This window comes from Microbispora sp. CSR-4 (genome assembly GCF_008033685.1).
Classification (GTDB): domain Bacteria; phylum Actinomycetota; class Actinomycetes; order Streptosporangiales; family Streptosporangiaceae; genus Microbispora.
The window spans coordinates 1-20492 of sequence record NZ_VJVX01000045.1 but is presented as its reverse complement, the minus strand read 5'-3'; the positions used below and the strand labels follow the sequence as shown (position 1 = coordinate 20492).

General features: G+C 71.3%; 22 protein-coding genes. 11 read left to right on the top strand and 11 right to left on the bottom strand.

Going from position 1 to position 20492, the window contains the following annotated elements; translation table 11 throughout:
* The first annotated feature begins 29 nt into the window (after positions 1-29).
* From FLV34_RS43290 to FLV34_RS27895, 4 genes are all read left to right on the top strand, one after another.
* The gene (locus tag FLV34_RS43290) at positions 30-2384 is read left to right on the top strand and encodes a GH1 family beta-glucosidase (RefSeq protein ID WP_142651127.1); all 2355 of its coding nucleotides are present in this window, start codon (positions 30-32) and stop codon (positions 2382-2384) included.
* A gap of 77 nt (positions 2385-2461) precedes the next feature.
* Complete coding sequence (locus tag FLV34_RS27905; RefSeq protein WP_142651126.1) at positions 2462-2683, top strand: EF-hand domain-containing protein; 222 nt, start codon at positions 2462-2464, stop codon at positions 2681-2683.
* A gap of 92 nt (positions 2684-2775) precedes the next feature.
* The gene (locus FLV34_RS27900; protein ID WP_147944490.1) at positions 2776-3405 is read left to right on the top strand and encodes a TetR family transcriptional regulator; all 630 of its coding nucleotides are present in this window, start codon (positions 2776-2778) and stop codon (positions 3403-3405) included.
* 336 nt (positions 3406-3741) lie between these two features.
* Complete coding sequence (locus tag FLV34_RS27895; protein WP_147944489.1) at positions 3742-5283, top strand: FAD-dependent monooxygenase; 1542 nt, start codon at positions 3742-3744, stop codon at positions 5281-5283.
* Positions 5284-5311: 28 nt separating this feature from the next.
* Here FLV34_RS27895 and FLV34_RS27890 read toward each other — a convergent pair whose 3' ends face one another.
* From FLV34_RS27890 to FLV34_RS27865, 6 genes are all read right to left on the bottom strand, one after another.
* A complete protein-coding gene (locus FLV34_RS27890; RefSeq protein ID WP_147944488.1) occupies positions 5312-6553 on the bottom strand; it encodes an MFS transporter in 1242 nt (413 codons plus the stop codon).
* Positions 6554-6575: 22 nt separating this feature from the next.
* Positions 6576-7556 (bottom strand): pyridoxamine 5'-phosphate oxidase family protein, encoded by a 981-nt coding sequence (locus tag FLV34_RS27885; protein ID WP_142651122.1) that lies wholly within the window; start codon positions 7554-7556, stop codon positions 6576-6578.
* A 51-nt stretch (positions 7557-7607) separates the two neighbouring features.
* Positions 7608-10874: a BTAD domain-containing putative transcriptional regulator gene (locus tag FLV34_RS27880; protein ID WP_147944487.1), complete on the bottom strand. Its 3267-nt coding sequence runs from the start codon at positions 10872-10874 to the stop codon at positions 7608-7610.
* A gap of 85 nt (positions 10875-10959) precedes the next feature.
* Positions 10960-11346, bottom strand: a complete 387-nt coding sequence (locus tag FLV34_RS27875; RefSeq protein ID WP_142651120.1) for a hypothetical protein — start codon at positions 11344-11346, stop codon at positions 10960-10962.
* Entirely contained in the window at positions 11343-11900 is a 558-nt protein-coding gene (locus FLV34_RS27870) for a MarR family winged helix-turn-helix transcriptional regulator (RefSeq protein WP_142651119.1), read from the bottom strand. The genes FLV34_RS27875 and FLV34_RS27870 overlap by 4 nt, the downstream gene beginning before the upstream one ends.
* 75 nt (positions 11901-11975) lie before the next feature.
* Entirely contained in the window at positions 11976-12539 is a 564-nt protein-coding gene (locus FLV34_RS27865; protein WP_142651118.1) for a MarR family winged helix-turn-helix transcriptional regulator, read from the bottom strand.
* A gap of 83 nt (positions 12540-12622) precedes the next feature.
* Between FLV34_RS27865 and FLV34_RS27860 the strand changes: the two genes are divergently transcribed.
* From FLV34_RS27860 to FLV34_RS27850, 4 genes are all read left to right on the top strand, one after another.
* On the top strand, positions 12623-13264 hold the full coding sequence (locus FLV34_RS27860; RefSeq protein WP_142651117.1) for an FMN-dependent NADH-azoreductase: 642 nt from the start codon (positions 12623-12625) through the stop codon (positions 13262-13264).
* Between the two features lie 192 nt (positions 13265-13456).
* On the top strand, positions 13457-14089 hold the full coding sequence (locus FLV34_RS27855; protein ID WP_147944486.1) for a DUF1707 domain-containing protein: 633 nt from the start codon (positions 13457-13459) through the stop codon (positions 14087-14089).
* A gap of 67 nt (positions 14090-14156) precedes the next feature.
* On the top strand, positions 14157-14303 hold the full coding sequence (locus tag FLV34_RS40750) for a hypothetical protein (RefSeq protein WP_168066440.1): 147 nt from the start codon (positions 14157-14159) through the stop codon (positions 14301-14303).
* Positions 14300-15031 carry an rRNA methyltransferase gene (locus FLV34_RS27850; protein ID WP_142651115.1) on the top strand — a complete coding sequence of 244 codons (732 nt, stop codon included), beginning with the start codon at positions 14300-14302 and terminating at the stop codon, positions 15029-15031. The genes FLV34_RS40750 and FLV34_RS27850 overlap by 4 nt, the downstream gene beginning before the upstream one ends.
* A 93-nt stretch (positions 15032-15124) precedes the next feature.
* On the opposite strand, the gene arsM is transcribed toward FLV34_RS27850, so the two are convergent.
* Both arsM and FLV34_RS27840 read right to left on the bottom strand, forming a co-directional pair.
* Positions 15125-16366 (bottom strand): arsenite methyltransferase, encoded by a 1242-nt coding sequence (gene arsM, locus FLV34_RS27845; RefSeq protein WP_142651114.1) that lies wholly within the window; start codon positions 16364-16366, stop codon positions 15125-15127.
* 30 nt (positions 16367-16396) lie between these two features.
* Complete coding sequence (locus tag FLV34_RS27840; RefSeq protein ID WP_147944485.1) at positions 16397-16780, bottom strand: helix-turn-helix transcriptional regulator; 384 nt, start codon at positions 16778-16780, stop codon at positions 16397-16399.
* A 106-nt stretch (positions 16781-16886) separates the two neighbouring features.
* Between FLV34_RS27840 and FLV34_RS27835 the strand changes: the two genes are divergently transcribed.
* Positions 16887-17342 (top strand): ArsI/CadI family heavy metal resistance metalloenzyme, encoded by a 456-nt coding sequence (locus FLV34_RS27835; protein WP_142651112.1) that lies wholly within the window; start codon positions 16887-16889, stop codon positions 17340-17342.
* A 36-nt stretch (positions 17343-17378) separates the two neighbouring features.
* Here the strand turns inward: FLV34_RS27835 and FLV34_RS27830 are convergent, their stop codons facing one another.
* The 3 genes from FLV34_RS27830 to FLV34_RS27820 form a co-directional block, all read right to left on the bottom strand.
* Positions 17379-17840, bottom strand: a complete 462-nt coding sequence (locus FLV34_RS27830; protein ID WP_147944484.1) for a hypothetical protein — start codon at positions 17838-17840, stop codon at positions 17379-17381.
* Between the two features lie 113 nt (positions 17841-17953).
* Complete coding sequence (locus tag FLV34_RS27825; RefSeq protein WP_168066438.1) at positions 17954-18520, bottom strand: thioredoxin domain-containing protein; 567 nt, start codon at positions 18518-18520, stop codon at positions 17954-17956.
* A 240-nt stretch (positions 18521-18760) separates the two neighbouring features.
* Entirely contained in the window at positions 18761-19300 is a 540-nt protein-coding gene (locus FLV34_RS27820; protein WP_147944483.1) for a GNAT family N-acetyltransferase, read from the bottom strand.
* 328 nt (positions 19301-19628) lie between these two features.
* Between FLV34_RS27820 and FLV34_RS27815 the strand changes: the two genes are divergently transcribed.
* Entirely contained in the window at positions 19629-19811 is a 183-nt protein-coding gene (locus FLV34_RS27815; protein ID WP_261985934.1) for a hypothetical protein, read from the top strand.
* Positions 19812-19966: 155 nt separating this feature from the next.
* A complete protein-coding gene (locus tag FLV34_RS27810) occupies positions 19967-20266 on the top strand; it encodes a hypothetical protein (RefSeq protein ID WP_142651107.1) in 300 nt (99 codons plus the stop codon).
* Positions 20267-20492: the final 226 nt, after the last annotated feature.

The following is a 20492-nucleotide window of genomic DNA, read 5'->3' as shown; positions in this document are numbered from 1 at the left end:
CTCACCGAGTCACCGGGGGTTTCGCGTAGATGCGTACCGCGTTGTTCCCAGAGGGTTTCGTCTGGGGAGTGTCCACGTCCGCGTTCCAGATCGAGGGCGCCACCGACCTCGACGGCCGGGGCCCCTCCATCTGGGACGCCTTCCCGGGCGGGGCGTACGGCGACCCGGCCTGCGACCACTACGCGCGCCATGCGGAGGACGTACGGCTGATGCAGGACCTCGGCCTCTCGGCCTACCGGTTCTCGGTCAGCTGGCCGCGCGTGCTGCCCGAGGGGCACGGCCGCGTCAACGGCGCGGGGCTCGACTTCTACGACAGGCTCGTGGACGAGCTGCTCAGGGCGGGCATCGCGCCGTACGCGACGCTGTATCACTGGGATCTGCCGCAGGCGCTGCAGGACGCCGGGGGATGGACCGCACGGGACACCGCCCGCCGCTTCGCCGACTACGCCCAGGTCGTGTCCGACAGGATCGGCGACCGCGTGGACACCTGGTTCACGTTCAACGAGCCGTGGGTCGCCGCCTTTCTCGGCCACGCCTCGGGAGTGCACGCCCCCGGCCTGCGGTCGGCGGCCGACGCCTTCGTCAGCGCCCACCACATGCTGCTCGCGCACGGGCTTGGCCTGGAGGCGCTGCGCGCGCGGGGCGCCGCGCGGGCCGGCGTCGTGCTCAACCTCTCGCCCGTCCTCACCCCCGCGCAGCTCGGGGACATGTCCACCGGCATCCCCGAGGAGGACGCCGAGGCGGTGGCGCGGATCGACGCCCTGCACAACCGCCAGTTCCTCGAGCCGGTGCTGCGCGGCCGCTATCCCGCCGAGCTGCTGCCGCTGGTCGAGAAGGCCGCCGGGCTCGGCCACATCCACGACGAAGACCTCGACCTCATCGGCCGGCCCATCGACCTGCTCGGCGTCAACTACTACGCGCCCATCGCGGTGCAGGCCCAGCCCAGCGCCCCGGCCGACCCTGCCTTCCCGGGCAGCGAGGGCGTGCTGTTCTGCAGCGTGCCCACGGCCGTCACCGCGATGGGCTGGCCCATCATGCCGAGCGCCCTTTCCGTGCTCCTGCGGCGCCTGTCGGAGGAGTATCCGGAGACCGAGCTGATGATCACGGAGAACGGCGCGGACTTCGAGGACGTCGTCACCGCCGACGGCATCCACGACGTCGACCGGATCAGCTTCATCGAGGAGCACCTGCGCGCCCTGCGGGCCTCGATCGACGAGGGCGCCCGGGTGCGCGGCTATCTGCTCTGGTCGCTGCTCGACTGCGTCGAATGGGCGGACGGCTACCGGCGCAAGTTCGGCATCGTCCACGTCGACTTCACCACGCAGCGGCGGCTGCTCAAGGACAGCGCGCTGTGGTATCGCGACGTCATCAAGCGCAACGGGCTCGGGGCGGAGCGGCCGAAGCGGCCCACGCTCGAAACCGTCGCCGCCCGCGCGGGCGTCTCCCGGGCCACGGTCTCGCGGGTGGTGAACGGGGAGGCGCGGGTCAGCCCCGACGTGCGGGCCACCGTGCTGCGCGCGGTCCAGGAGCTGGGCTACGTGCCCAACGCCGCCGCCAGGAGCCTGGTCACCCGGCGGACCGACTCGGTCGCGCTCGTCCTGTCGGTGCCCCGGCACGGCGGCGAGGCGCTGATCTCTGCCGTCGTCCAGTACGTCACCAGCGTCCTCGAAGGGGCAGGCAAGCAGATCACGCTGATGCTCGCCGACACGGCCGAAAGCCACCGGCGCATCGTCCGGCACGTGGAGGCGCGGCAGGTCGACGGGGTCGTGCTCGTCCCCCCGGACGGCCCGGACACGCTCACCGAACGGCTCGCCCGCACCGGGGTGCCGGTCGTGCTGCTCGGCAAGCCCGCGATCGCCTCCCTGGTGCCGCACGTGGATGTGGACAACGCGGGCGGCGCGAGGGCGGCCACCCGGCACCTGCTCGACCGGGGCCGCCGTCGGATCGGCGTGGTCTGCGGCCCGATGGACCTCGTCGCCGTACAGGACCGGCTCAACGGGCACCTGGCGACGCTCCACGAGGACGGGCTGCGGCCGATGATCGCGCTCGCCGGCCTCGACGGCGAATCGGGGGCCGCCGCCGCCCGCGAGCTGCTGTCCGGCGGCCAGGCCCCGGATGCCGTGTTCGCGACCTCCGACGAGCTGGCGATCGGCGCGATGGAGGCGGCGCGTGAGAGGGGGCTGCGGGTGCCGGAAGACCTGGCGGTCGTCGGCTTCGGCGACATCCACGCCGCCTCGTGCACGACCCCGGCGCTCACCACCGTGCGGGTGCCCGCCGCGGACCAGGCCCTGGCCCTGGCGCGGCTGCTCCTGTCGCGCCTCGACGGCCGCCACACCAGCTCTGTCGTCCTCCCCACGCGCCTGGTGGTCCGCGCCTCGACATGACCGGACCTGCCGTCGAACTTTCGCGCCGTACGGCATAGGTTGTCTGATGTCGTCCCCCGGTGCGAAGGCAGGTCCAGGTGACTAACGAACTCAGCCACGAGCGGTTCGAGACCCTCAAGCGCGAATTCGAGGCGATCGACGGCGACGGTGACGGCTTCATCACCGAGGCGGAGCTGCGGGCGTACTTTCCCGGTCTGCCGCCGGAGGCGATCGGCGCGCTCGACCGCGACGCCGACGTGGACGCCGACGGCCGGTTCTCCCTGGAGGAGTTCATCCGCCTGACCGGGGCGCGCGACTGAGGCACCTCACCGAGCGCAGAAAAAGTGCGCCTCCCGCAAAAATACGTCTCACGCATCTTTGCGTCTCACGCAATTAGTTGTATGGTGTTCTCGTGAGCAGGGAAGACGAGCGCCCGGGGCTGCGCGAGCGCAAGAAACAGGAGACGCGCATCGCACTGAGCTGGGCGGCGATCAAGCTCGCCGCGGAGCGCGGGCTGGAGAACGTACGCGTCGAGGACATCGCCGCGGAGGCGCGCGTGGCCCCGCGGACCTTCAACAACTACTTCTCCAGCAAGGGCGAGGCGATCGCCGCCAGGCACCTTGACCGCGCCCGTCTGATCGCACAGGAGCTGCGCCGCCGTCCGGCGCCGGAGCCTCTGTGGAAGGCCATCAAGAACGCCGTCGTCACCCAGCTCTCCCTGGGTGCGGAATACGGCGAGGGACAGCCGGACCAGCAGTGGCAGACCGGCATCCGCCTGATGATCAATGAGCCCTCGCTGCTGGGCGAGATGCTCAAGGCCAACGCGATCGCCGAGGAGGAGCTGGCCGCGGCGATCGCCGAACGGACCGGCACCGACGTCGACCGCGACGTCTATGCGCGCCTGGTGGCGGGCGCGGTAGGCGCCGCGATCCGGGTGGCGATGGACCAGTGGCTGCGGGCCGATCCACCGGTGCCCGTCAGACCGCTCATCGAAGACGCGCTCGACCGGCTCTCCGCCGGACTGCCCGAGCCTCTCACATAAACCCCGGGCACCTCGTACAAACCCCGGACCCCTCGTTACAACCCCGGGCCCTGACACAAGGACCCTCCGTACCGCGCTGTGACGTGCCGCGCCGGCACGCCACCCGGCCCTTCACGCCCTGACGCGGACGCCGTACGCGCCCGGCGCCGTCCCGTCATCAGCCATGCCGCGAAGTCGCCACACCGCGAGTTCGCCGTACCCCGAAACCGCCACGCCCCGCCACCGCCGTGCCCCGCCACCGCCGTGCCCCGAAACCGCCATGCCCCGAAACCGCCATGTCTTCCATTCGCCATGCCTTTCATTCGTCACGCCCGCCGAATCCCAAGGAGGACCGCCATGACCACCGACGTCGTGATCGCCGGAGCCGGACCGAACGGGCTGATGCTCGCCTGCGAGCTGAGCCTGGCCGGAGTGCGGCCGATCGTGCTGGAACGCCTGAACGGACAGGCCAAGGAGGACCGGGCCAACGGGCTCGTCGGCCAGGTCGTACGCGTTCTCGACCGGCGCGGCCTGTACGAGCGCCTGAGCGGCAGCACCGAGCCGCCCCGGCCGAGCCCGGGCTTCGTGTTCGGCGCGATTCCCCTCGACCTGGGCAGGCTCGACGACAACTCGCTCTACACGCTGCAGGTGCCGCAGAAGCGCCTTGAGCAGATCCTCGAGGAGCGCGCCCGCGAGCTCGGCGTGGAGATCCGCCGGGGACACGAGCTGACCGGCCTCTCCCAGGACGAGGACGGCGTCACCGCGGAGATCGCCGCCCCCGAGGGGCCGTACCGGCTGCGAGCCCGCTACCTCGTCGGCGCGGACGGCGGGCGCAGCGTCACCCGCAAGCTGTGCGACATCGGCTTCCCCGGGGTGACCAGGGACGACTCGGTCTCCCGCACCGCGCATGTCACCGTGCCCGCCGAGCTGATCGATCCCGCCACCGGCGGACTGAACGTGCCGGGCTACGGACCGATCCCCCCGTTCATGCACCACCGCACCGAGCACGGAATGTTCGCGTTCGCGCCGTTCCCCACCAAGACGCTCGTCAGCACGACGGAGTGGCACGGGGACGGCGGCGACCAGCCGATGAGCCTGGACGAGCTGCGGGAGAGCGCCCGCCGGGTCCTCGGTGGCGCCGACCTGCCGTTCGGGCCGCCCGAGGGCGCGGGGCCCCACCTGCTGCGCCGCCTGAACGGCGGCAACACCCGCCTGGCCGAGCGCTTCCGGGACGGCCGGGTGCTGCTGCTGGGCGACGCCGCGCATGTCCACAGTGCGATCGGCGGCCCCGGCCTCAACCTGGGCCTCCAGGACGCGGTCAACCTCGGCTGGAAGCTGGCCGCCGAGATCCGCGGCTGGGCCCCGCCCGGCCTGCTCGACACGTACGAGACCGAGCGGCGCCCGGCCGCGGAGCGCGTGGTCATGCACACCCAGGCGCAGGCGGCGCTCATCGCCCCCGGGCCGGAGGTCACCGCGCTGCGCGTGCTGTTCGGCGAGCTGCTGCGCGACGAGCGGACCATCAAGCACATCGCGGACATGATGTCCGGCGCGGACATCAGGTATGACCTCGAAGGAACCCACCCCCTGACCGGCCGTCCGGCCCCCGACCTCGTGCTGGAGACGGAGACCGGCTCCGTACGGCTGGCCGAGCTGACCAGGACCGCCCGGCCGCTGCTCATCGATCTGACGCCGGACGGCACGCTCGCTGGTGCCCTCGACGGCCGGCGCGACCGCGTCGACCTGGTCACCGCGACGACGAGCCGGGAAGGCGTCCCGACCGGGCTGCTGCTGCGTCCCGACTGCTACGTGGCCTGGGCGTCGGACTCCCTCCGGCCCGACACGAAGGAGCTCGACACCCTGCGTACGGCCCTGGCCTCCGCCTTCGGCCCCGCTCGCTGAAAGGTCAGGCGTCGCTGGAGGTCGGCCGTCAGCCGGTGGCGGCCGACAGCTCCGGGTTCTGCTGGCGGATGGGCGTGAAGAACGCGGCGACCGCGATCAGCAGGCAGGCCGCCCCCGCCAGCAGGCAGACCACCTCGACCCCGTGGTGCTGCGCGCCCCAGGTCAGCACGGCCGCCCCGGCCGGGCCCAGCGCGTAGTGGGTCATCCAGAAGGCCGAGGTGACCCTGCCGAGCAGGTGGTCGGGGGTGACCTGCTGGCGCAGCGACATCGAGCAGATCCCGGCCACGCTGACGCAGGCGAGATAGGCGGCGGCCGTCACCCCGGCCACCGGGACGCCGGTGGACACGCCGAGCCCCATGATGGCGAGCCCGGCGACCGCGATCGCCCCGATCCACGACGCGCCGAACCCCATCCGGCGGCGTACGGGACCGACGAGGAGCGAGCCGGCGACGGTGCCCAGCCCGGCGGCCGCGAGCACCACGCCCACGGCGCCGTCCGACTGGCCGAGGTCGTGCTTGAGGTGATAGATCAGCACGTCGGTCAGCCCGAGCGTCAGGAAGATGAAGAACGACAGCAGGACGGTCAGGGCACGCAGCACCGGCTGCCGCCACAGGAAGCGGGCCCCGGCGAGCAGCTCGTGCCAGGGCCCCCGCGCCGCTTCGTCCGCTTCCTCCGCTGACGGCGCGGGCTGCCGCCTGAGCCTGATCAGCAGGACGCCGAGCGCCGAGACCCCGAAGCTGGCCGCGTTGATCGCGATCGCGGCCGTGGGCCCGAACCAACCCGCCACCACTCCCGCGAGCAGCGGCCCGCCGATCCCGGCCGCGGCGGCAGTGGCGCTCAGCCGCCCGTTGGCCTCGGTGATCCGGTCCGCGTCGACCAGGCCCCGCACCGCCGTGACGTACGCGACCTGGAAGACCATGCCGATCGCCTCGCTGAGCGGCAGGACCACGTAGAGCAGCCAGATTTTCGGCCCGAAGGCCCAGGCGACCGGGACGACGCCATACAGGGCCATCCGCGCCACGTCGCACCAGATCAGCAGGCGCCTGCGGTCGAGCCGGTCGACCAGCACCCCGGCGAAGATCCCCGCCACCACCGACGCGGCGCTCGCCACACCGGTCAGCAGGCCCATCTGCGCGACCGATCCGGTCACGTGCAGCACGAGCAGGGGTACGGCGATGAGGGCGAACGAGTCCCCCGCGACCGACAGCGTCTGGGATGCCCAGAACACGGTGAAGTTCCGGTCACGCCACAGTGATGGTCCTTCTGACACCCGACCATGCTGCCGTACGTCGTCAGGCGCGCGGACGGCGGACCACGGGCACGGGCTGGCCGCGGCGTGCGGCCTCGGCGCGCAGACGCTTGCTCAGCATCCGGCCCTGCCCGGCGAACGACCGGAACCGCTCTCGACCGCTCCCCGCGAGGCTCCAGTCGTTCAGGGCCCGCTCGACCCGTACGCTCAACCGGTCGCCCGTCCCCGTCGCTGTCCCGACGAGCACCACGTTCTCCTGCCACTCCATCGCCGGGCCGTGCCGGTGGAAGGTGAGGCACACCGGCCCCGCGACGGCGTCCACACCCGCGGGCAGCAGCAGGTCGAAGCCCTCCTCCGTGCGTACGGCCGATCGGGTGCGCACGGGCAGCGGCATGCCGCCGGCCATGGTGACGACGGGCTCGCCGAGGCGGGCCGCGCGGCCGGCGAAGGGCCGCCAGTCCGCCGGCGCGACGGACCGGCTCGGCAGCCGGGGGCCGTCCGGGGCGGGGTCGGAGACGGGCGCGGCCGCCGGACCGGGCCGGGTCCACACCTCCGGCGTCCGGGACAGGTCGCCCTCGGGCCACCAGACGATGCGCTCCGGGGTCACCTCCACGTAGACGCGGGCGAAATACCAGGCCAGCCGCTTCGTCAGGAACCACGGCATCCCGGCGAACCCGGAGCCCGTCTTGGCCAGGGACTCCCGGACGTACCTGTCGGTGTTGGCCTGCAGGTCGGCGTCGCGTACGGCGGCCCGGCCCTGCACGAGGACGACGGGCGGCCGGTCGAGGCCGCTGCCCACGGCGGAGGAGTAGAGCAGCGCGACGCGCGGGTCGCGGCGGGCCCGCTCCGCCTTGTCGGGATAGGTGAGGCCGGTGCTCACGTCGAGCGTGCCGCCCGCGCCGACGTACGGTGTGACCGGCCAGGTGACGGGCCGCCCGTCGCGGGTGAGCGAGGCGTACTCGCAGACGACGGCGCGCTCGAACAGCTCGGCCGCCTCGCGCGGCCAGGTGGTCAGGGTGACCATGGCATGACTCCAAGGGATCGGTTTCGCACGTGAAGCGTGCGCTTTTCCCCCTTATGAGCACTTGTCGAGGGCTTGTCGGGCCCTTGACAGCCAGTAGCCGGCGCCCGCCTCCTCCAGGACGCGCACCGCCTCGCGCAGATGGGCCCGCGCTCCCGCGCGATCCCCCAGCGCCAGCAGCGCCTCGCCGAGGTGGCCGTCGTACGCCCCGTCGACCGTGGTACAGGAGCCGTTCACGTGCAGCAGGCCGGCGAAGGGACGGAACGCGTCGTAGACCTCCCGCACGACGTCCGGCTCGCCGAGCCGGATCGCCGCGTGCAGCCGGCACATGGTGGCCGTGGCCCATTGGTAGTCGCGCGGCGGCAGCGGGGTCTCCCGCAGGAGCCGCAGGGCCCGGTCACGCTCGCCCAGGTCCGCGAGCGCGCAGGCCAGGACGTAGGCGAACCCCGCCAGGCCCGTACGGCGATGCATCTCCTCGATCCAGGCCACCTCCGCGACGAGGCGGTCCTCCTGGATCAGCGTCTCGGCCCGCACGGTGAGCATGGCCACCTCGAAGTACGCGAGGTCGGAGAGGGACAACGTCGCCCTGACCGGCTCGAAATGGCGGGCCGGGTCGGGCACTCCCTGGAACAGGTCGAGCCCCACGTGCGCGATCGCCGCCTGCAGCGCCAGCGCCGGGTTGTGCAGGTCGCGCAGCAGGGCGTCGGTCTCCGTCAGCAGCTCGCGCGCCTGCGCCACCCGGCAGTGCTCGACGAGATGGGCGACGAGGTGGAGCTGTGCGATCACCCTGAGCTGGGGCGACAGATCCGGCTCCGCCAGCAGGCGCCGCGCGGTCTCGGCCTTCCGGTCCATGAAGTCCTGCCCCTGCATGGCGAGCAGCCGCAGGTGGAGCACGCGCCGCAGCAGCGCGGGGTCGCCCAGCCGCTCGGCCGCCGCCACGGCCTGCGACGAGACCCGGTCGATCTGGTCCTCGCCGCCGGTCTGCGCCAGCACCACGGCCCGTACGGCCTGCGCGGACGCCCAGGCGGGGGTGTCTTCCGGCAGCTCGCGCACGGCGCGGTCCATCGACTCCCGCAGGACCCGCACGTCCAGGTCGTGCCGGAAGGGGACCCAGACACCATGCCCCATCGCGATGTCGGCGGCCCGGACGGCCCGCTCCGGGTCGTCTCCCGCGAGGGCCAGCGCCTGGCCGATCGCCTCGTAGCCCTCGTCGTATCGCCCGGCGGCGTAGCGGCTCTCGGCCAGGCCCGCCGCGAGCTCGAACCGCTCGGCCGCCCCGGCCCCGGCGAGCTCGGCCGCCGCCAGCGCCTCCTGCCAGGATGCGGCCGCGTCGTCGAGCGCGTGCCTGCGCATGGCCGCACGTGCGGCACGTGCGGCGTAGTCCATCGCCATGCGGGCCGGCTCCGGGCCCAGCCCGGCCGCCGCCAGCCAGTGCCGCGCGATGGCCGCCGCCTGGTCGTCCCGGTCTCCGTGCACCCGGGTGAGCACCCCGGCCAGCCGCGCATGCACGCCCGCACGCCAGAGGCGGGAGCGGCGCGACAGCAACGCGTCGGTCACCAGGGCGTGCGCGAACGCGTATCCGCCCAGGCGTGTGCCCGACTCACGGAGCAGACCGGCCGCCAGCGCCGCGTCCAGCGACGGCACCAGGTCGCCCAGGTCGCGCCCGGCGACCTCGGCCATGACCCGCGCCTCGAACTCGTCGCCCGCGACCGCGGCCAGCTCCAGCAGGGCCGCCGTCTCCTCGCCCAGCCCGGCCACCCGGTGCAGCACGACGTCGAGCACGCCCTGCGGCAGCTCCTCGCCCGCCCGGGCCAGCTCGGTGAGGAAGAAGGGGTTGCCTCCGGTGCGTCCGCGCAGCTCCTCGGCCTTCCGGCTGCCCGGGTCACGGCCGGACAGCTCCAGCACGAGGGCGCGCACCTCCTCGGCCGCGAGCCCGTCGAGCCCCAGCCTGCGCGCGCCGAGCCGCGACAGCGCCGACAGGGTGGCGGTCAGCGCCGACGCCTCGTGCCGCCGGAAGCTGGCCACGACCAGCGGGCCCGGCCGCGCGACGGACGCGACGTGGACCAGCAGGCGCAGCGTCGCGTCGTCGGCCGCGTGGACGTCCTCCAGGACGACGGCCACCGGGCCGAGATCGGCCAGGAACGCCGACACCGCCTCGAAGAACCGCAGCCGCGCCCCCTGCGCGTCGTACGCCGGGATCGCCTCGACCCCGCCCGACAGGAACGTGCGGACCTCCTCGGGCAGCACGGCCCCGGGCACCGCGTCCGCGAGATCGCGCAGCACCTGCTCCCACGGCCACAGGGCGGGCGCCGTCTCGTGGCCGGGGCTCGCTCCCCACCCCACCGGGACGCCGGCGGTCGCGCGGAACCTCCTGAGCAGGCTCGTCTTGCCGACCCCGGGCTCGCCGTCGACGAGCACGACCTGCCGGGCCGTGGACGCCGCCCGCACGGCACCGGCCAGGAACTCCAGCGCGCTCTCGCGTCCCACGAACGGCTCGTCGTCCACGGGCCGCCCGGGGGCGGGCCGCCTCGGGGGCGGCGCGACGGGCCGTGCCGCCGCGGTCAGCGCGGCGTCCTGGCGCAGCACGGCGGTCTCCAGCTCGCGCAGCCGGGGCCCGGGGTCGATGCCCAGCTCGTCCGCCAGCACCTCGCGCACCCTGCGCAGGCACTCCAGCGCCGCCGCCTGGCGGCCCGACCGATAATGGGCCAGCGCGAGCAGTTCCCAGGCTCGCTCCCGCAGCGGGTGATCGTGCACGAACGGTTCGAGCCGGGCGACCACGTCCGTGTGGCGGCCCAGCTCCAGCAGCGCCCCCGCCAGCCCCTCGACCGCGTCGAGCCGCAGTTGCTCCAGCCGGGCGATCTCGGGCCGCGCCCACTCCTCGGACCGCACGTCGGCGTACGCGTCGCCCCGCCACAGACCGAGCGCCTCGGTGAGCACGGCGACCGCCCGCTCGTGCCGTCCCTCGCCCAGATGCCTCGATCCTGTGGACACGAGGCGGTCGAAGTCCCGCGTGTCGAGGTCGATCCCGGCGGTCATCAGGCCGTACCCGTCCGCCGCGCTGACCAGGACCGTGGCCGGTGCGCCTGCCTTCCTGCCGGGCTCCAGGCGGCGGCGCAGGTTGGAGACGTACACCTGGAGGCTGCCCTGCGCGCTCGCGGGCGGGCCGCCGTCCCAGAGCCGGTCGGCCAGCACGTCCACCGGGAGCACCCGATCGGCGTTCATCACGAGGAGGGCCAGGAGCGCTCGCTGCTTCGGCGGCCCGGCCGGGACGGCCTGCCCGGCCACGACGAGTTCCATCGGACCGAGGACGTTCAGCCGCACGGGCCAATGCTAGGGAGAGGGCGTGAACCGGTCCAGCGGCTCCTGGACGCCCGTGGGGGCCCTTCGTGCCCGGGGCCCCGCGGGTTCACTTCGCGGAGCTCGGCTCGATCTCCGCCCGCATCGGCTGCCAGGGCGACGCGTCGAACACCAGCATGATCGAGACGATCTTGCCGTCGTCCAGGCGGAAATGCTCGGCGGTGCGCTGCGTACCGGCCGGCGTCGCGGTGTGCACGTCGTAGACGAGCGTCGCCTCGGCGTCGCCGTACAGCTCACTGATGAGGTCCACCCCCGTCACGATCGACACGAACCCCGGCAGCGTCGCCAGATGCCCGGCCCGGTCGCCGGAGGCGAAGAACGGGCTCTCGAACCGGAAGGGCTCCCCCAGATGCGCCGCGGCGGCGGTCGCGTCCCCGCGGAATCGGGCCTCGTGATACCCGCGTACGGCGCGGCGCGTCTGTTCCAGGGTGGTCATGGGCGGGTTCCGATCTGACGGAGGTGGGCGGAGAGGCGCTGCTGGTTGACGGCCAGGCGCAGGCACAGATCACGCAGGACGACCAGCTCCTCGGGCGTGAACCCCTGGAACAGCGCCTTCATGGCGAGTTGCGATGGTCTGCGGAAGTCCTCGATCCATGTCCGGCCGGCCGGGGTGATCTCGGCGAGGACCGAACGCCGGTCGCCCGGGTCGGGCACCCTGCGGACCAGCCCGTCGCGTTCGAGGGTGTCCACCAGGCCGGTGACGTTGCGGGAGCTGACCCCGGCGGCCCGCGCGAGCTCGCCGATGCTGATCCCCTGCTCGCGCGCGGCGAGCCGGATCAGCAGGTCGAGAGCGCCCGCGCTGAGTCCTCTGCCCTCGGAGCCATGGGAGCGGAGGCGCTCGACCGCGTGAGACGCGGTGCGGACCGCCGCGCTCGCCTCGAACGCGGGCAGATCACCGTCGTCACCGGCGATCCACGCCATCGCCGCTCTGGCCCGTGGGTCGAAGAGGAAGCCGTCGGGATCGTGCTCATAGGAATCTACGTCCTTCATAGTAAGAACATAGATTAGTACGTACTTCCAGATTTTGCGACACACTGCGGGAAAGGCAGGCCGGCGGCCCGGGGTTCAGCGGGGTGGGACCTCGTCGTCGGCGGCCGCCTCCGCCACACAGGCCGCTTCCACACTGCCGGTGTCCGCCTCCACGCAGGCCGCCTCCACGCCGCGGGTGGCCACCTGCTGGAGCAGGCCGAAGAGGGTCTCGCGCTGGTCGTGGTCGAGCGCGCCGAGCACCTCGTCCTCGACCGCCGCCAGCGCGCATTCGGCCTTCGCGAGCCGCTCCGCCCCGGCTTCGGTGAGCTCGACGATGTGCCTGCGGCGATCCTCCGGCGACCGCCGGCGCTCGATCAGCTTCTCGGCTTCGAGGTCGTTGAGCAGCCCGACGACGTTAGTCCCGTCCATCTCCAGCGTGCTCGCGAGCGCCTGCTGGGTGCTGCCGCCCCTTGCCCGCAGCACCGTGAGGGCGACGAGATGGCGGGGACGCAGGCCGAGCGGCGCGAGCACCGACTCGGAACGCAGACGCAGACGCCGCGCGAGGTGTTCGAGCAGCGCACCGCACCGGTGCACCGGTTGTTCAGGCCGTCTGGGCTGTTCGGGTTGTCCGATCTGTTCGACGACGGGCGGGGACGTCATGAATCAACTCTAGCCGACTTGACCTGCGATAGACAGAGAGCTAATCATTGGTCCTGCGTCAACCATCTTCGAAAGGTTAAGAGATGCCTCATCTGTTGCACATCGACGCGAGCATCCAGGGCGAGCGTTCGGTCAGCCGCAAGCTCACCGCGCGGGCCGTCGCCGCCTGGCGCGCCGCGCATCCCGGGGGTACGGTCGCCTACCGCGACCTGGGCAGCAGCCCGCTCCCGCATCTCGACCAGGAGAGCGGCCTTGCCCGGGTGGTCCCGCCGGAGCAGCACACTCCTGCGCAGGCGGCCTCGTGGAGGTTGACGGAAGAGCTGGTCGGCGAGGTGAAGCAGGCCGACACGATCGTGCTCGGGCTCCCGCTCTACAACTACGGGCCGCCGAGCAGCGTCAAGTCCTGGGTCGACCACCTCATCGCCCCCGGGCTGTCGTACGACCCGACGACGAACCAGGGCCTGCTGGGCGGGCGCGAGTTCCTGGTCCTCGCGAGCCGTGGCGGCGGCTACCAGCCGGGAACCCCCCGCGAGGGATGGGACCACGCGGAGCCGTGGCTGCCGCACGGCCTGTCCATGACGGGCCTGGAGCCGCGCTTCATCACGGCCGAGCTCACCCTCGCCCACGTCACACCGGCGATGGCCGAGCTGATTCCGCTGGCGGAAAAGAGCCTCGCGGCAGCGGAGCAGGCGATCGACGGCCTCTGGGCCCCCGTCGCCGCATAAGGACTCCGGCATTCGACCGGCATTCGACCGGCATTCGACCGGCGAAGGCCCCTTCCCGGGCGAGGGAAGGGGCCTTCGCCATCGAAAGCGCGGGCGACCGGCGTTCACCCGCTCCCTCGACGGCCGGCTACAGGAACATTTCGAAGCGGGACGAACTCCCTGCCGGGCCGAATGAGAACTATCGTGACCAGCATGGAAAATGCCCCTCAGCGTCGGGACTCCCCCACGTCTCACCTGCGCGCCTCGGACCAGAACAGGGACCAGGTCGCCGCCCTGCTCGGCGAGGCCCTGAGCACGGGTCAGCTGAGCCACGACGAATACTCCGAGCGGCTCGACAGCCTCTATCAGGCCAAGACCGTGGGAGAGCTCGAGCTCCTCACCCACGATCTCCAGGTCGAGCGGCACCGCTCCGCCACGAGCCCGGCGTCCTTCACGGCGGGCGCCAGCGCCATCTCCTACGCGCCGGGCGAGAGCACCCAGCCCGACAACGTCGTCGCCATCTTCGGCGGCGCCGAGCGCAAGGGCCGCTGGCGGGTACGGCGGAAGACCACGGCGCTGGCCGTCTTCGGCGGCATCAAGTTCGACCTGTCCGAGGCCGTGTTCGAGGCGAAGGAGGTCGAGATCACCGTCAACGCCATCTTCGGCGGTGCCGAGATCATCCTCCCGGAGGGGGTCGAGGTGCGCTGCGAGGGCGTCGGCATCTTCGGCGGCTACGACGTGCACAACAGCCCGGACGCCGACCCGTCGGCGCCGGTGATCGTGATCAAGGGCATGGCGCTGTTCGGCGGAGTCAGCGGCAGGTTCCGCCGCCACCGCGACCGCTGACCTCTCCAGGAGGCCCCGCGAGGAGCTCTCAAAAAATGGGTGGACGGCACTGATAGCGTCCTAAAACGTGACAATCCATGACATCGACTGGCATGTCGCGTACGGATGCGCCGAGGTGGGGGCGACGGACCCGGCCGGCGACGCCACCGGGGACCGGCGACGGATTGTCAGCGGTGCAGGCGACCGGCCCGCGCAGTTCGGCCTCGCGCCGTGACCTACCGGCACGCGACCGTCCGGGCGGACTACGCCGATCTGGCCGGCGGCGCGGTGCTGCACTCGGCTCCGGGGTTCCCCGCCTTCCCCGTACGGCTGGCCAGCGAGATGTTCCAGCGCGCGATGGCGCTGCGAGGCGGCGGCAACGCCACGGTGTGGGATCCGTGCTGCGGCAGCGGCTATCTGCTGACCGTGATCGGGCTGCTGCACCGACGCCGGATCTCGGCCGCGCTGGCCTCCGACATCGATCCGGCCGCCGTCGAGCTGGCCGAGCGGAACCTGGCCCTGCTGACGCGCGCCGGGCTGATGGCACGTGCCGCCCATCTCGGCGAACAGGCCGCGCGCTGGGGCCGCGCCTCCCACACCACGGCGGCCGAGGCGGCGCACCGGCTCGCGGACACGCTCAGCGGCGACGGCGGTGACCTGCCCAACGCCGTGTATCAGGCCGACGTTTTCGACGCCGGCCGGCTCCGCCGTTTCCTCTCCGTACGCCCGCCGGACGTGGTCATCACCGACGTGCCCTATGGCGAGCAGACGTCCTGGCACGGCCCCAACGGCGCGGACGGGGTCGTCGGCATGCTCGACACCCTCGGCTCGGTGCTCGGCGAGAACGCGGTGATCGCGGTGGCGGTCCGCGGACGGAAGGCGCCGCGCACCGACCGCCTGCGTACGTGCGGGTCCTTCAAGATCGGCACCAGAACGGTCGCCCTCCTGCGGCCCGAACCCTGAGGCGACGGAGCCGGCTACGCGATCCCGGCGGTCGCCCACCTCCGGCGGATCAGTTCGGCCGGCTCGGCCGTGTCCCACGGCCTGGACGGTAGGTCACAGGCCAGTGGCGCTGCTGCGGCGTTCGATGAAGACGACGTCGCGCCAGCGGCCGTGGTGGCGGCCGATGCGGTGGCGGGTGCCGACGACGCGGAAGCCGGCCTTCTCGTGGAGGCGCAGGCTGGCGGTGTTCTCGGGGAAGACGCCCGACTGGATGGTCCAGATGCCCGCGGTCTCGGTCGACTGGATGAGCGCGTTCAGGAGCGCCGGCCCGATTCCCCGGCCGCCGTGGTCTGGGTGGACATACACGGAGTGCTCGACCACCCCGGCGTACACACAGCGGGACGAGACGGCGCTGACCGCGATCCAGCCGACGACCTCCCCGCTGGCGGTGTCCACGGCGACGTGCCGGTGAAGCGGCAGCTTCGCGGCGTCGAACGCCCGCCAGTCCGGCGCCGTGGTCTCGAAGCTGGCGTTCCCCCCATCGAGACCGGCCTGGTAGATCGCGAGCACCCGCGCCGCGTCGCTCTCCCGCATCGGACGGATGGTCACGCCGGACGGCGCCGCGGGCGTGGCCGCCCGGATGATCGCCGAGTGGAGCCCCCCGGCCGCGGCGTGCGTGCGCGTGATCGTGTACGTGGTGAACCCGGCCTTCGCGAGCAGGGCGCGATACTCGGATTCGGTGAGGGTGCCGACGGTGCAGCCGACGAGGCGTTCGGCCTCGGCACGCTGGGCGGGGTCGAGCCCGTCGTCGGCGATGACGTCGGAGACACCGAGCCTGCCGCCGGGCCTGAGGACGCGGAAGGCCTCGGCGAGCACCCGGGGTTTGTCGGCGGACAGGTTGATGACGCAGTTGGAGATGACGACGTCCACGCTGTCATCGGGAAGCGGGACGTCTTCGATGTGGCCGTGCAGGAACTCGACGTTGGCCGCCCCGGCCTCGGCGGCGTTGGCCTTGGCCAGCTCGATCATCTCGGGGGTGGCGTCCAGGCCGTACGCCTTGCCGGTCGGGCCGACCCTGCGGGCCGACAGCAGGACGTCGATGCCGCCGCCCGATCCCAGGTCGAGGACGGTCTCGCCGGGCTGGAGATCGGCGACGGCGACCGGGTTGCCGCAGCCGAGGCTGGCCCGGAGGGCTCCGTCGGGCAGGCCGGTGGTGTCGTCGTAGCCGGCCGCGCCGAAGCATCCGCCGGTGACCTCCTGCGGCTCGACGACCCGCTCGCCCGCCTGCGCGGCTCTGGCCAGTTCGCCGTAGCGGGCGACGACGCCGGCTCTGACCTCTTCCACGTTCTCGGACATGAGCCTCTCCATCTTTGATGGTGCCCGTGGTCAGGCCGTACCGGCGAGGGCGGGCGACGCCGGGCCGATCAGCGCCGACATGCGGGCCAGGACCTCGGGCTTGATCCAGTAGTACACCCAGGTGCCCCGGCGTTCGGAGTCGATCAGCCCGGCCTGCTTGAGCACCTTGAGGTGGTGGCTGATCGTGGGCGGGGTCAGGTCGAAGGCCGCCGTCAGGTCGCACACGCAGGTCTCGCCGCCCTCGTGGCAGGCGATCAGCGACAGCAGGCGCAGCCGTACGGGGTCGGCGATCGCCTTGAACAGCGGCGCCAGCTCGGCGGCCTCGCTCTCCGACAACGGCGCGCACGCCAGCGGCGCGCAGCAGGCCGCATCGGGCACGCCCGCGTCGATGATCGGCAGCTCATGCTTCGACATGTCTCTAATTTGACACAGGTCTATGCAGAGCCACAAACTCCGGGTATCCATTGATTAGAAGTTCATCGAAGCAAGCAGTCAGTCCGGCCGCTATAGGAGGACACCCATGTCCCGCGTCCAACTCGCTCTGCGCGTCGCCGACCTCGAAGGCTCGATCGCGTTCTACTCCAAGCTGTTCGGCGTCGAGCCCGCCAAGCGGCGGCCCGGGTACGCCAACTTCGCCATCGCCGAGCCCCCGCTCAAGCTCGTCCTGCTGGAGGGCGAGGCGGGCGAGCCGACCCGGATGGACCACCTCGGCGTCGAGGTCGAGGACACCGCCCAGGTCACCGCCGCGACCGAACGCCTGAAGGAGGCCGGCCTCGCGACCTTCGAGGAGAACGACACCACCTGCTGCTACGCCCTGCAGGACAAGGTGTGGGTCCACGGTCCCGGCAACGAGCCCTGGGAGGTGTACGTGGTCAAGGCCGACGCCGACAGCCTCACCAAGCAGGCCGACCCCGTCTGCTGCGCCACGGACGATGCCCAGAACGAGACGGCGAGCACGGACAAGTCCTGCTGCTAGGCAGGATCGACGACGGTCCTGCCTGTCCGTGTGGCGTCAGAGAGACATCCAGCAGTACAGGTGGTGCCGGTGCCGGGTGGCCCGTACCGCGAGATCGCGCAGGTCGTGGAGGAGCTCTGCGAGGTCGGCCGGGTCCGCGTGGCCCCAGAACTCCTCCGTCTCGGACCAGGGCTGCGCTACGGCGCGGATCCGGTCATCGGTGGTGGCGGCGAGTGCCGAGGTGAACTCGTCGGTGACGGTCATGACTCCCTGCCCTCCGTCCTCGCTGAATCTCAGCGGGGCGGAGTGCCGGGGCCGCGCGGTGATGTCCTCGTATCGGCCGCCGGTGAGCAGCGCTTCGAGAGTTCCCATCATCACGTGCGGGTCGATGTTCTTGAGTTCGGCGCTGTCCTTCGGCTCCACGCCGGGAGGCCGGCAGGTGGGACCGGCCGGCCAGTCGAAGACGTCCACGGCCTCGCCGTCCGTGGCCGCCCTGAAATAGTCGTAGAGGACTCCCATGATCGGGCAGAGTGCCAGGAACCGGGCTGACTGTCATCACCACAGCTCCGCCGTCGCGAGCCGCGGCGGCGGGAGCGCCTTCACCAAAGCCCGCCCTCATCGTGGACGGAATGTCATCCCTGCCCCGTCTCACGCCAGTTGATCGACCAATCGAGATCCTGGCCCTGATATCGGATCGTGGGAGTGCCTTCCACTCCTCTGCTGAAGCCCAAGGCGGTGACGTCGTCGGCCCGCTTCGCGGTCTCCGGAGACGTGAGACACTCGGCGAACTCCTCGGCCGGAATGCCGACCTTGCTCGCGAGCTGCACGAGCTGCTCGTTGGGGAACCCGCCCTTCTGTAACTCGTCCGGCTGGTGGGCGTACAGCTCGTCGTGATATCTCAGCCATTTGCTCGGGTCCCGGACGCAAAGTGAGGCGATCAGAGCCCGTCGGGAGTTCTCCCGAGTGATCGGCATGTCGTCCTGGAAGATGGTCATCGGGTGGATCATGACGGCTATCTCGCCTTTGACGGCCAATTCCCGCACGAACGCGCCGTTGTCGCCCTGCTCGAACTCCAGGCACACCGGGCACTGGTAGTCCTCGTAGATCTCCATCGTGGGACCCGCCACATCGAGCTGAGCTATGCGGACGGTGCCATCCTGCTCCAACGTGACCAGGCGGTCGACGAGGGCGGCAGGCACGCCGGCAGGTGGAGCCGCGGCAGGCGTTTCAGGCGTGCCGCACCCTGCCACCACCGCCGAACATGCAAAAGCAACAAAGAACCTGAGAAGCCGCTGCGGACGCGGAGCCATACACACCTTCAAGATCTCAACGAGTGCCGAAGCGGCAACTCTAGTGATCTATGCGCATATGGCTCCACCCTGTTTGCGGGAGACCACCACGACATGCGCTGGCGAGATCACCCAGCGGGATCCGTTTCTCTACCTCGGTTGGAGTACGCGCGTCATCCAGATCGTGTTGCCGCGTTCGGCGTCCTCGGTGATGCGGCCGCTCCAGTGGAAACCGAGCTTCTCGAGGACGCGGAACGAGGGGGCGTTCCACTCCCGTACGGTCACCCAGAGCCGTCGCCGCCCCGTACGCGTCGCGGCTTCGACGATCGCACGCGCGGCCTCTGTCGCGTACCCATGGCCGTGCGCTCGTCGTGCCAGCTCATAGGCGATCTCGGGTTCGTCGAAAGACGCCTGGCCGACGGTCAATCCGCAGTACCCGATGAACTCACCGGTGTCTCGCAGCTCGATCGGCAGCAATCCGAGCCCTCGATCCGCCATCAGCGGGTTGTCGACGAGCCGGCCGCGCATGTCCTCGACCGTCGGGCGCCCCTCGGCGTCGATCCGCCGTAGCGCTCGCGCATCCCGCTCAAGCCACAACCCGCGATACTCCTCGGCATCCGACGGCATCCACCGCCGCAGCCGGAGCCGCTCGGTCACCAACTCCGCCGGCAGAGCGTCATAGATCGCCACCCGACCAACCTAACCGGGCGCATCCAATCCTCACGTCCTCGCGTTCTGAGCAGGTTCCGCAGCCCCCGGGACAGCTCCCGCGTACGGCACCGACCGGCCTCCCGCCCTCGTCTGCTTCAACGACACCGGGCACCTCCGAAAATCCTCTGGGAAAGTTTCAGCACGTGCCCGATAAAGCCGCAGGTCACCTCGCAGGAGAACGGCGACGAACATCACGACCTATACCGATATCACCCGCGCTGCAATGCTTCGCAGTGGAAGTTCGGCACGACATCCACGGTCAGGAGATTAAGTGCGGAAACTCAGAGCTTTAGCCGTCGCCGGCGCTTTGGTCAGTGGGCTGGCGGTCACCGCGACCGCCGTCCCCGCACACGCCGATACGCTTCGCAACGTCTACTACTACTCGTCCGACTGCTATCGGTACGGGGACTACGGCGTCCAGAACCACTTGTGGGACTGGTACCACTGCGAATACCAGTACAACTTCTGGTTCCTTTACAGCGTCCCATAAATCTCTCCACGGCCCCGACCGGATTCAGCCGGCCCGGGTTCCCTGGTCGCCGGGCAGAAACAACCTGGCCCGGCGACCAGCCCGTTCATTCGCCTGATACAGCCCGTCGGCGGCCGAGCCGAGCATTGGGCCATGCCTGGATATCATCGCCGATCATGACGTCATGGAGTGTGAGATACCGCGCCGGCGAATGCTTCGCCGTCTGGGACGAGCTTCGTGCGTACGGCCCCGATGGCGTTCCCGATGCGCTTCACGAGGACGCCGAAGAGGTCGCGCGAGAGACCATGAGACGCGTCGCGGCCAACGTGGACGTCATCGTGGAGCGGCTCACCGCGGTGGGCTATGCCTTCGCCTATCCCGAAGATGCCCGGCAGACCCCCATCTCCAGGCTCTTACCTATGGCGAGACTGGGAATCATGGGGTGGCGATTTCGAGCAGGGGTGCGCCTGTACTGATCCCGGAGAAGAGCACCGCTGTCGATTTCACTCGGAAGGCTTCCCCTTCTCCTTGCGCCGGATGAATTTCACAAGGCGAATGTCAGCGGTGGTGAGCAGAACATCCTGCTTCCGAGCACGAGACACAGAGCCAATTTCATCCTCGGGAGGCGTGTGCTACCCGATGGTTCTGAAGGACCGCGATGGCTTTGACCAGGTGGCCGGTCTTGCTCGGGCTACATCGCAG

What these genes read in the sequence shown, in the direction of transcription:
- FLV34_RS27885 (WP_142651122.1), bottom strand. Translation starts at nt 7,556, where the DNA reads ATGGTCACCCTGACCACCTGGCCGCGCGAGGCGGCCGAGCTGTTCGAG.
- FLV34_RS27840 (WP_147944485.1), bottom strand. Translation starts at nt 16,780, where the DNA reads ATGTCGAAGCATGAGCTGCCGATCATCGACGCGGGCGTGCCCGATGCG.
- FLV34_RS27855 (WP_147944486.1), top strand. Translation starts at nt 13,457, where the DNA reads ATGGAAAATGCCCCTCAGCGTCGGGACTCCCCCACGTCTCACCTGCGC.
- FLV34_RS27870 (WP_142651119.1), bottom strand. Translation starts at nt 11,900, where the DNA reads ATGAAGGACGTAGATTCCTATGAGCACGATCCCGACGGCTTCCTCTTC.
- FLV34_RS27810 (WP_142651107.1), top strand. Translation starts at nt 19,967, where the DNA reads ATGACGTCATGGAGTGTGAGATACCGCGCCGGCGAATGCTTCGCCGTC.
- FLV34_RS27875 (WP_142651120.1), bottom strand. Translation starts at nt 11,346, where the DNA reads ATGACCACCCTGGAACAGACGCGCCGCGCCGTACGCGGGTATCACGAG.
- FLV34_RS27860 (WP_142651117.1), top strand. Translation starts at nt 12,623, where the DNA reads ATGCCTCATCTGTTGCACATCGACGCGAGCATCCAGGGCGAGCGTTCG.
- FLV34_RS43290 (WP_142651127.1), top strand. Translation starts at nt 30, where the DNA reads ATGCGTACCGCGTTGTTCCCAGAGGGTTTCGTCTGGGGAGTGTCCACG.
- FLV34_RS27830 (WP_147944484.1), bottom strand. Translation starts at nt 17,840, where the DNA reads ATGGGAGTCCTCTACGACTATTTCAGGGCGGCCACGGACGGCGAGGCC.
- FLV34_RS27865 (WP_142651118.1), bottom strand. Translation starts at nt 12,539, where the DNA reads ATGACGTCCCCGCCCGTCGTCGAACAGATCGGACAACCCGAACAGCCC.
- arsM (WP_142651114.1), bottom strand. Translation starts at nt 16,366, where the DNA reads ATGTCCGAGAACGTGGAAGAGGTCAGAGCCGGCGTCGTCGCCCGCTAC.
- FLV34_RS27895 (WP_147944489.1), top strand. Translation starts at nt 3,742, where the DNA reads ATGACCACCGACGTCGTGATCGCCGGAGCCGGACCGAACGGGCTGATG.
- FLV34_RS27835 (WP_142651112.1), top strand. Translation starts at nt 16,887, where the DNA reads ATGTCCCGCGTCCAACTCGCTCTGCGCGTCGCCGACCTCGAAGGCTCG.